The sequence below is a fragment of the Streptomyces sp. NPDC037301 genome (genome assembly GCF_055602785.1).
Window position 1 is genome coordinate 75367 of record NZ_JBVJWD010000033.1, and the last position, 9463, is coordinate 84829.

7 protein-coding genes are annotated in these 9463 nt (G+C 69.6%); 5 read left to right on the forward strand and 2 right to left on the reverse strand.

Going from position 1 to position 9463, the window contains the following annotated elements; all coding sequences use genetic code 11:
• The first annotated feature begins 270 nt into the window (after nt 1-270).
• Together ACZ7IB_RS35350 and ACZ7IB_RS35355 are read left to right on the forward strand one after the other, a co-directional pair.
• Nucleotides 271-495, forward strand: coding sequence for a hypothetical protein (locus tag ACZ7IB_RS35350; protein WP_470918288.1), 225 nt, complete (start codon nt 271-273; stop codon nt 493-495).
• A gap of 112 nt (nt 496-607) precedes the next feature.
• Entirely contained in the window at nt 608-1282 is a 675-nt protein-coding gene (locus tag ACZ7IB_RS35355; RefSeq protein ID WP_470918290.1) for a hypothetical protein, read from the forward strand.
• 37 nt (nt 1283-1319) lie between these two features.
• Here ACZ7IB_RS35355 and galE read toward each other — a convergent pair whose 3' ends face one another.
• Nucleotides 1320-2315 carry a UDP-glucose 4-epimerase GalE gene (gene galE, locus ACZ7IB_RS35360; RefSeq protein ID WP_470918292.1) on the reverse strand — a complete coding sequence of 332 codons (996 nt, stop codon included), beginning with the start codon at nt 2313-2315 and terminating at the stop codon, nt 1320-1322.
• Nucleotides 2316-2707: 392 nt separating this feature from the next.
• Between galE and ACZ7IB_RS35365 the strand changes: the two genes are divergently transcribed.
• From ACZ7IB_RS35365 to ACZ7IB_RS35375, 3 genes are all read left to right on the forward strand, one after another.
• Complete coding sequence (locus ACZ7IB_RS35365; protein ID WP_470918294.1) at nt 2708-2848, forward strand: hypothetical protein; 141 nt, start codon at nt 2708-2710, stop codon at nt 2846-2848.
• 946 nt (nt 2849-3794) lie between these two features.
• A complete protein-coding gene (locus tag ACZ7IB_RS35370; protein WP_470918296.1) occupies nt 3795-4541 on the forward strand; it encodes an IPT/TIG domain-containing protein in 747 nt (248 codons plus the stop codon).
• A 243-nt stretch (nt 4542-4784) separates the two neighbouring features.
• Entirely contained in the window at nt 4785-5849 is a 1065-nt protein-coding gene (locus ACZ7IB_RS35375; RefSeq protein WP_470918298.1) for an IPT/TIG domain-containing protein, read from the forward strand.
• Between the two features lie 1645 nt (nt 5850-7494).
• On the opposite strand, the gene ACZ7IB_RS35380 is transcribed toward ACZ7IB_RS35375, so the two are convergent.
• Complete coding sequence (locus ACZ7IB_RS35380) at nt 7495-8811, reverse strand: ice-binding family protein (RefSeq protein ID WP_470918300.1); 1317 nt, start codon at nt 8809-8811, stop codon at nt 7495-7497.
• Nucleotides 8812-9463 lie beyond the last annotated feature (652 nt).

A 9463-nucleotide genomic window follows, 5' to 3' on the forward strand; every position in this document is an offset into this window, starting at 1 on the left:
ATAGGGCAAAGGGCCTCCCCACCCCCCCCCCTCCCCCCCCCCCCTCCCCCCCCCCCCCCCCCCCCCCCCCCCCCCCCCCCCCCCCCCCCCCCCCCCCCCCCCCCCCACGGCGGCACGGCGGACTGCTCCGTCCTGACCCGCCTGTTCCCCGCGGACAGCGTCCCCCCGCACGAGACCGTCCTGGGCGCCGCGTCCTCACTCAGCACGCGCCCCGGCCCGTACGACGTCGCCTTCGGCAGAGACCTCCTGGACCACACCGGTGCCCGGTGGGTGCACGCCTGCGCCGCCCGCTGGGTCCTCAAACCCTTCGTCTTCGAGGCCCTGCGCGAATGCCCGCCTCGCCCCAACGGCGAGCTCTACCTTATCGACGCGGTGCGGCGCTGGATCAGCACAGGCAACGAACTCAGGGCCGTGCCCCTCCTGCCGACCGAGCTCCGGTTCAACTGCGACAACTGGGAGACCTACGCAGATGCCGTCGCCACCCTCCGTACCTGAACGCCCCGCCTCCCCACACAACCAGGCGAACCTCCTTGACACCACCACCCTCCCCGCGAGCACCCGGATTCCCCTGGAGAGCCCATTCCAGCCACCCGGCACCCACGTCACAGTGACCCAGCCCGAACAGCCCGTACGCAGGATCGTGCTCGCCCTGCCCGTCGAGAAGGGCGACGGGCAGAAGTACGGCCACAGCCTCGCCGAAATCGGACGGCTCCCCGCGGACCTGCGCGACGGAACTGCCTTTGCCGCGCCGACCTTCAGCGAATCACCATGGCTGGTCAACCACGCGACCCGAGCCGACTGCCGACAAGAGGACCACCTCGTCCGTGTGGTCGTGCCGACCGTCCTCGCAGTCCTCGGTGGGCAGGCCCGGCCACCGGTACACCTGCTGGGGTTCAGCAAGGGAGGCTTCGCAGCCCTCAACCTGCTGACGAGGCACCCCGACCTATTCGCCGTCGCCAGCGTCTGGGATCCCTCGCTGCTCAGCGACCGGCCACCCCACCCGCAGCTCATCGACGTCGCCGGCAGCACCGCGCGGCTCGACGAGTACGACGTACGGCAGAACCTGTGCCGCCACGCGCAAGTCCTACGCGGAGCCCGCCGCATCGCGCTGGGGGGCATCGGCACGCTGGAGGCCGACTGGACCGCCGGCCACCAGCTTCTCGAAGCGCTCAAGATTCCCCACCACGCTTACCGGGATGCACCGGCAGACCACCGCTGGGACGTCGCATGGCTCGCTCCGGCCATGCGACACCTGCTCGCCCTCGAAGCCCGCCTGCGCTGAAGCCCAGGCCACCCGGAGGGGTGAAGGCGAGAGGGACTCAGTCCTTCAGCATCTTGTCGCGCACCGGGATCCAGTCCAGGGCGGACCGGATTCCCTCCTCCAGGGACAGCTTCGGCGTCCACCCCAGCAGCGTCTCGGCTCGGTCGCTCAGGGTGTACCCGCCGGCGACGTCACCGGGGCGCGGATCGGTGTCGACCGTGGCCAGGGGCGTGCTCACGACGTTGTTGAACGCCGTGCACAGCTCCCGGACGGTGGTGCCGGAGCCGGTGCCCAGGTTGATCGCGATCGACGGTTTCGACTCGGTAAGGATGGAGTCGAAGCCGTCGATCGCTGCGATGTGGGCCGCGGCGAGGTCCCATACGTGCACGTAGTCACGGATACCCGTTCCATCGCGCGTCGGGTAGTTCACGCCGGTGACCGGGAACGGCGTGCCCTCCTGGTGGGCCTGGATCAGCTTCCCCAGCGCGTGGCTGGGCCGCTTGAGCTGAAGACCGGTGCGCAGCAGGGCATCGGAGCCGACCGGGTTGAAGTACCGCAGCGACAGCACCCGCATCTTCCCGGCTGCGGCGATGTCGGCGAACATCTCCTCGCACACCGCCTTGGTCCGCGCGTAGGGGCTCTGCGGCGCCAGCGGCGAGTCCTCGGTGACGGGGGAGCCGTCCTCGGCCTGGTAGATGGAGGCCGAACTGCTGAAGATGAGGCGGTCGCGCCCGTTGCGGTGGAGGTGGCGGACGAAGGCCAGGCTCTTGGTGACGTTCGCCTCGTAATAGCCGATCGGGTCCGCTACGGACTCCGGCACCACGATCAGCGCCGCGCAGTGCACCACGGTGGAGATGTCCGGGTGCTCCGAGAAGATACGGTCGATCAGGGCACCGTCCGAGATGTCGCCCTCGTAAAAGATCCGCCCATCAGTGAACTCGGCGCGGCCCCGAACGAGGTTGTCGAGGATCACCGGGGTGACGCCCGCATCCAGACAGGCCGAAGCCAGAGTGCTTCCGATGTAACCGGCTCCCCCGGCGATAAGGACAGACACGATGATTCTCTTCCCCAGACCCAGTAGACGACCGGCAGCAAGGCTAGCGGAGTAACCGGGCGAGGGAAGGCAGTTGCCCAGCGGGGGAGTGAAGACGGCCCCACGCCGGAGAACCGGCGTGGGGCCGCCGTCGTTTCGGCTAACTCCCCTTCGGGGCTGAGCCTCCCACCCGGCTCATCGCCGAAGTGGTCCTTCTGTGTGACGGCACGGACGGCAGTGCGTCCGTACCAAGGACTGTGGGATGAACGTCGCATCTGCCGTCGCTGCCTCGCGGTACTGCGTGGCGAGCGCCTCCAACAAGCGTCGCGGCGCGGTCGGTACGACGGAAGAGTCAGGGCCGATCGACGGGAAGAGAGGCCGATGGCGGACCACGAACAGCAGCGCAGGCGGGAGTGTTCCTCCAGCGCGGCCGGGACGCGCAGGAGATCTGGGAGCGGGAGATCGCCTCCCCTGCCGGGCCGCTGCCGGGAGCGGTACTCGATGTGCTGGAACACGACGACGGCTGGGTCGGGTTGGCCATGTCGCCTCCGTAGCGCTGTGCGACCTGCGGCGTCGTTCCTCGATCAGCCCATGCGTGACCGAGGTCCGTCCATCGTGGGAGAGCTGGTGCGTGCTGGTTCCCACGTGGGCGGCGCGCGTGGTGGTACGGGGGACTGATTCGCCTTCCCCTGGTGCGCCGGCCGATCCGCCCTCTGTGCGCTCGTCCATTCAGGTGGCTACCCGTCAAGACTCTTGTGTCATATTTCATTTGTATGGGTCACTTGGGTATCCGAACCGGTGGGCCGCCCATCCCTCTCCGGGGGAGCGCGGAACCGTTCTGTTCGCCGACCGTCCATGCGTGACGGACCTCGGCATCATTTGCTCCGGACAGCCGCGATGGGCGCCCCCGTAGAGGACTTGGATCCGACCAGTCGCCCCTGCCAGGTAGCGGCAGGGGCTGGTGTGGCAGCCTCCGGCCTCTGCAAGGGAGCGGTGCGCGAGTCATCCGCGCACAACCGAGTACCTCGTCGTCGGGGCCACGAGTGTGGCCTCGCACTCTGCGACCCGCGTGCGGTCATTGCCGCTGTGAGCGAGCCGATACCAGTCATGTGCATACCTCGGCCTCATGCCGAGGGCCGCGCGATGGCTGGCAGCTCTCCATCGCGAGGGCGGCGCCGGCTCGTACGGAGCGGCGCCCGCTGCGGGGCGGCAACGGTGTCCCGGGCCGACGGCCCGCGACCGACACGGCTCATCACGGCTTTGAGCACCCGGCGCGGCGACGGCCGCTGACGGTGTCTTCTCGCAGCAGGCAACTTCCGGGCAATTCCCCGGGGGCGCTCATCGGTGTACCCGCGGGACGTGCCGAGGAGGAGGCGAGCGAGGTCGGCCGGGCCCGACAGCGGCCCCGGTGGTCCAAGTCATGGCCCTGGGGCCTGACCTGGACCCGGCTCTGAGTCAACTCCAGCGTTCGAAGGTTCAGTTCACACACGGAGGACGACCATGCCAATCAGTCCGAACCAGGGTTCCACCGGTGGCGGTACCACCGTCACCATCACGGGCACCAACCTCACGGGTACCACCGCTGTGCTCTTCGGTACCAATCCGGCGACCGCAGTCACCAACGTCTCGCCCACCCAGGTCACCGCTGTCTCGCCGTCCGGTGCCGGCGAGGTCGGCGTGACGGTGACCACCCCGGGCGGAACCAGCAACCCGGTCCCGTTCTTCTATGTCGGCGCTCCGTTCAAGTCCGGTCTGAGCGTGAGCTCGGGCCCCACCGCGGGCGGCAACACCATCACCATCAGCGGCACTGGCCTGTCCACTGCCACGGGGGTGTCCTTCGGCGCCAACACCGTGGTGCCGACGGTGCTGTCGGACAGCCAGATCAGTGTCGTCGTGCCCGCGGGTGCGGCAGCCGGGCCGGTGGGCGTCAGTGTGACGACCGCCGGAGGCACCAACAACGGTCTGTCGTACACGTACATCGACGTCCCGACCGTCACCGGGGTCACTCCGGCTTCCGGGCCGACGTCCGGCGGAACCGCGGTGACCATCACGGGCACCAACCTGACCTCGACGAGCCAGGTCACGTTCGGCGGCGTGCCGGCACCGTTCTCGGTCATCAACGCGACGACGGTGTCCGCCGTCACCCCGCCCGGGACCGTCGGTGCGGTCGACGTCACTCTCTCCAACCCTGCGGGCACTGCCACGGACGTCGGCGCCTTCACGTACGTGACAGGCCCCGGCATCTGATCCGCCACGGGGTGCGGCACCGACTGCCGACGCGGAACAGCGCCCGGCGCCGGTACCGCCTCCAGATGCATGATGCCCGCCCGGTCCGGGACATTTTGCGCCCGGCCGGGCGGGCAACCCGCTCGACGCCACTCGCTCATCGCCGCCCGGCCAGGAGGTCCGGGCGGCGCCCCGACCACCGCACTCCGAACTCCGCATCCAGTCCACAACGCCCTCATCACATCACCCGACAGGAGAACGGCTGTGGAGAGCTCCGACAGCTCAATCTCTCTCATCAGGCAACCGGCGGTGGCCGCGGCGGCCCCCGCGATCAGCTCCGTCGTCCCCAACCAGGGGCCGGTCGCGGGCGGGAACACGGTCACGCTGACCGGAACCGACTTCACCGGCGCCACCTCGGTCAGTTTCGGTACCGTGGCCGCCGCGTTCATCGCCGTCTCCGCGACGCAGGCCACCGCCATCGCCCCCGCCGCGCCCGCCGGCACCGTCACTGTCACGATCACCACCCCGGGCGGCACCAGCGCCGGGATCCCCTATACGTATGTCGCCGCTCCGGTTCTGAGCAGTGTGACTCCGGCCCAGGGACCAGTCGCGGGCGGGAACACCGTCACCCTGTCCGGGACCGGCTTCACCGGAACGACCTCCGTTCACTTCGGCGCGAACGCGGCGAGTTCGTTCACCGTCGTCTCGGCGACCCAACTGACCGCGGTCGTCCCCACCGGCAGCCCGGGTCCGGTCGCCGTCACCGTCACCACGCCCGGCGGTACCAGCACCCAAGCCGTCTCCTACTACTACCTCGCCGCACCGGTTCTCAGCGACGCCACCCCCAGGGCAGGGCAAGTGGCCGGTGGCAACTCCGTGACGCTGACCGGTGCGAATTTCCTCCAGGCCACCGCGGTTCGCTTCGGCGCGACGGCGGCAACCACCTACACCATTGTCTCGGCCACGGAGATCGCTGCATTGGCGCCACCGGGAGTCGCCGGCACGGTCCCGGTCACCGTCACCACGCCAGGCGGCACGAGCAACAGCGTGACCTACATCTATCTGGGCACCCCGGTCATCACTGGTCTGGTACCCGACCAGGGGCCATCAGCAGGCGGAAACACGGTGACCCTCACCGGCGCCGGACTGACGTATGCCACCGCAGCACTGTTCGGTGCCGTGCCCGCCGGCTTCACCGTGGTCTCCGACACCCAGCTGACAACCACGGCACCGCCCGGCGTGGCAGGCGCGGTCACCGTCAGGGTCGTCACCCCCGGTGGCACGAGTATCGGCGTTCCTTACACCCGACTCGGCCCACCCAACATCTGAGCGATCCGGCACGTGGGACTCGCCACTCTTGTCCTCGATTGCCTGCGCCCGGCCATGCCCCGGACTCCGACAACGGCGCACCCAGGGCTGAGTCGTTTCTCCGAGGCAGGGAATCACGTGCCCGCTCTCGATCGCCGCCTTGTTCCGCGCGAACTCCCGCTCGGCTACCGACAACTGCCGGGGCGCACACCCGGGGTGTCCCCAGCTCTCGGTCACCTTCGTGATGACCTCGCCCTTGCCGTAGTCCCTGAAGCAGGCCGGGCAGGTGCCCGGGTACGCGGCACGGATGGAGCCGCGCGGCAGCGGCACCGCCTTCTTCGCCGCGGCCTTCTTCGCGGCCAGCTTCCCGCCGCCCGCCTTCTTCGCCGCCTGCGCCCGCTTGATCGCCTCGCGCTGCGCCTTGCCTGCCCGCTTCTTCGGCTGCTGCCCGCGTGCCGCCTTGGCGGCCTTCTGTGCCGGGGTCTTGTCCCACGGGCGGATCGTAGAGCCACCGCGCAACGACAGCCGCGCACCACGCGCGCCACCACACCGGAGCCGGCGGCGCACCGGTGCGCACCAGGCGCGCGCGGCGCGACGAGTTGCACGATGCAACGCACTCCCCCACCGGGCGATGCGCACCGGATGTCGTGCGCTCCGCCGCCGGTGCGCACCCCCCACGCCGACCGCGCGCCGGTCGACGGAGGGTGACGGGACGTGGGCCCGGCGCGGGAGGGAGATCTCTCCCCCGATGCAGAACATCGTGCACACATACCGGGACGATGCGGGCGGTAGCGAACGTGGATCAGGAACGACGCGGGCGATAGCGAACCTGGCCAAGGGGTGCGCACCAAGTGCGGTGCTCTGAAGGCCGCCCAGGCGGAGATCCTGGCCCAGCGCCGGTCATCGGTGCCCGTGGGCCGCAGGAGCTCCAGGTCGCCCGTCTGCTGGTAGAGGCGCCAGGCGACGTCGACGTACCCGTTGTGGACGAGCTTGCGGGCGACCCGCCGGTCCGGCTCCAGACTCTGGCCGGGTTCGAGGTCGCCGTCGGGCAGAAGCGTGCGCGTGGCAGTGTTGTACGGGCGCATCTCGGCAAAATCGGGCAGCGGACTGCGTGAGGACGCCGGCACGGTGGGCACCACCCCCAGGGAGGCGCGGCCACCGGGCTCGGCGGCGGCACCCACGGGATGAACGCCGGCGAGGTGACAGCTGGCGCGGATCTGCTGGGCCTGTCGGCCCTGGGCGCCGGGATGACCGTCGCATTCCGACGCCGCGCACGCCTCTCCCGTCCCTGACGCTTTATCCCATGGTCTGGTCAAATGGCTGCCTCTTGGGACATAGCGTTGTACCAAGAGGCAGCGGTACGCACAAGTGCGATGGCCGTGCCCCGAGTTCAGAAACGGTCGGTGAGGGCCGGCCTAGCACCGACTATCGGGGCCTGGCGGAGGCCCCCGACTCTGTGGCCTCCATCACCCGCACATTCGCGGCCAACTCCGCCCGCCTGGCCCGCCTGCTCCGTGAGCGCCCCTACCTGTCGTAGCTGACCACGGCGCAGCTGCCGGGCGCGCGCGTCGCCGACGATTCGTTCCTCTCCGGCTGAGCCGACCGGAGAGGCATCTCGCTTTTGATCTGCTGCCGATGGGCAGAGCACCCGCGGTGTGTGATCGCGCTACCACGGGCGGGTGATCGTGTTGGTGTCCAGGGTGACCGATCCGTCGCGGGCCAGGGTCTGGCCGTTGACCGTAACGCCGGTGGTCACCGTGATCGAGATGGCGGCCAGGAACCTGCCAGCCAGGATGCTGTCGGTACCCAGGGTGCCTGAACTGCCGATCTGCCAGATGATGTTGCGGGCCGTGGCGCCGTTGACGAGGAGCACGCTGCTGGCGGTGGCCGTCGTCAGGGTCGATCCGATCTGGAAGATCCAGCGGGCGTTGCGGTCGCCCTGGGCGTCCAGTGTGAGCGTTCCGGTGAGTCCGATGGAGGTGGCGGCGTTGTAGACGCCGGGGGTCAGTGTGAGGCCGCCGAGGTCTCCGGAGACGCTGGCGTCGGGGATCTGGGCGGCGGCGTTGTTGTAGGTGGCGATCAGGTCGGCGTGGGCCGCGGTGGCTGCCGCGTCGGAGATGTGGATGGTTCCGGTGACCTGGCCGGGCGAAAACCCGGTGACGGACACTCCCGGGCTCACACCGAGGTCGCCGGTGACACTGGTGGCGCCGGTGTTGGAGACTGACGCTCCGCCGAGTACCGCGAAGCTTCCAAGATACGTGTAGGCGTTCGTGGCGGTCGTGGTGCCGCCGAGGGTGGTGATGGAGACGTCGGCCGGGCCGAGGGCGCCGGCCGGTACCAGGGCGTCGATCTCGGTGTCCGAGGCGATCCGGTAGGAGGTGACGGGTGTGCCGTCGAAGGTGACGCCGGTGGTGTAGGAGAACGCGGTCCCGGTGATGACGACGAGGTTGCCGCCCCCGACCGGCCCCGAGTCGAGGGTGACGACGGTGAGGGAGGGCGGGGCGAGGTAGGTGTAGGTGACCGTGTCGGCGATCCCGCCTCTGGTGCGCACGGTGATCGTCACCGCGCCTGCCGAGGCCGCCGCGGGGGCGGTCACGGTGAGCTGGCTGTCGGAGTCGACCGTGAATGCGGCGGCCTGCGTACCGAATCGGACTTCGCTCGTGGTGTAGAGGCCGAGGCCGGTCAGGATCACGGTGTTGCCGCCTGCCAGGGAACCAGCGGGAGACGGGGTGATGCGGAAGGTGGGCGGCGGCAGGTAGTAGAAGGTGCCGACCACCCCCGTCCCTCCGGGGGTGGTCACGGAGACTGGGGCGGCGCCATTGCCGGAGGGGGTGACGGTGGCGGTGGTGGTGTCGCTGACGACCGTGAAGCTCGCCGCCTTGCGGGGGCCGTAGCGCACGGCGGTGGTGCCGGTGAAGTGGCTGCCGGTGAGAGCCGCAGCGTCGCCGCCGCCGGTGGAACCCTGGTTCGGTGAAACGGGCATGGGAGTGCTCCTTGGGACGAATCGCAGAGCCCCCCTGCGGCCCGTCGGCCGCGATCGACCGTGCGGCCAGACTGGAGCCCGGATGGCTCGGGGAGACCCAGGCCCAGCGGGTGGGGCTCGGACCAGTCAGAACGGCGCAGCGGCGGACGAGGCCGCAGGATCGCTCGGCTACAGCGAGAACGTCGTGCGTCGAGTGTTGGATTCGGTGAACACGTCCGTGACCACGGAAGGGACCGAGCTACACGGGCGCCTCGCGCGAACGCCGACCAGATCCCCGCATACGAGGACCATCAGCGAGCAGGCCAGTTGCCGCGCTCCCCGGAGAGGGATGGGCGGCCCACCGGTTCAGGCCCCCAGTAGCCCAGGCAGCTGACATATTTGGCAATCACCTTGTCAAAAAGTCAGCCAAATGCCTGAGCGCACAACTGATCAGGCCCCAACGGTGTACCAACGACACGCGCCACGATGCGCCCCCGCTGGAGCGAGTCGCTCACTGCCCACACCGAGGCCGTGGATCTGCTCCCAAGTGAGCCCTGAGAGGGCGTTAAGAGGTCGCGCGGGTGTGTCAATTTAACGGCTGATCTTGGTTGTTGAGTTGGTCAGTGGTCGGTGGGAGTCAGGCGGCCCTCGAAGGCGACCTGGAAAGCGTTCA

Excerpts from the sequence above, each read along its gene's own strand:
- ACZ7IB_RS35370 (WP_470918296.1), top strand. The coding sequence starts at position 3,795 with ATGCCAATCAGTCCGAACCAGGGTTCCACCGGTGGCGGTACCACCGTC.
- ACZ7IB_RS35380 (WP_470918300.1), bottom strand. The coding sequence starts at position 8,811 with ATGCCCGTTTCACCGAACCAGGGTTCCACCGGCGGCGGCGACGCTGCG.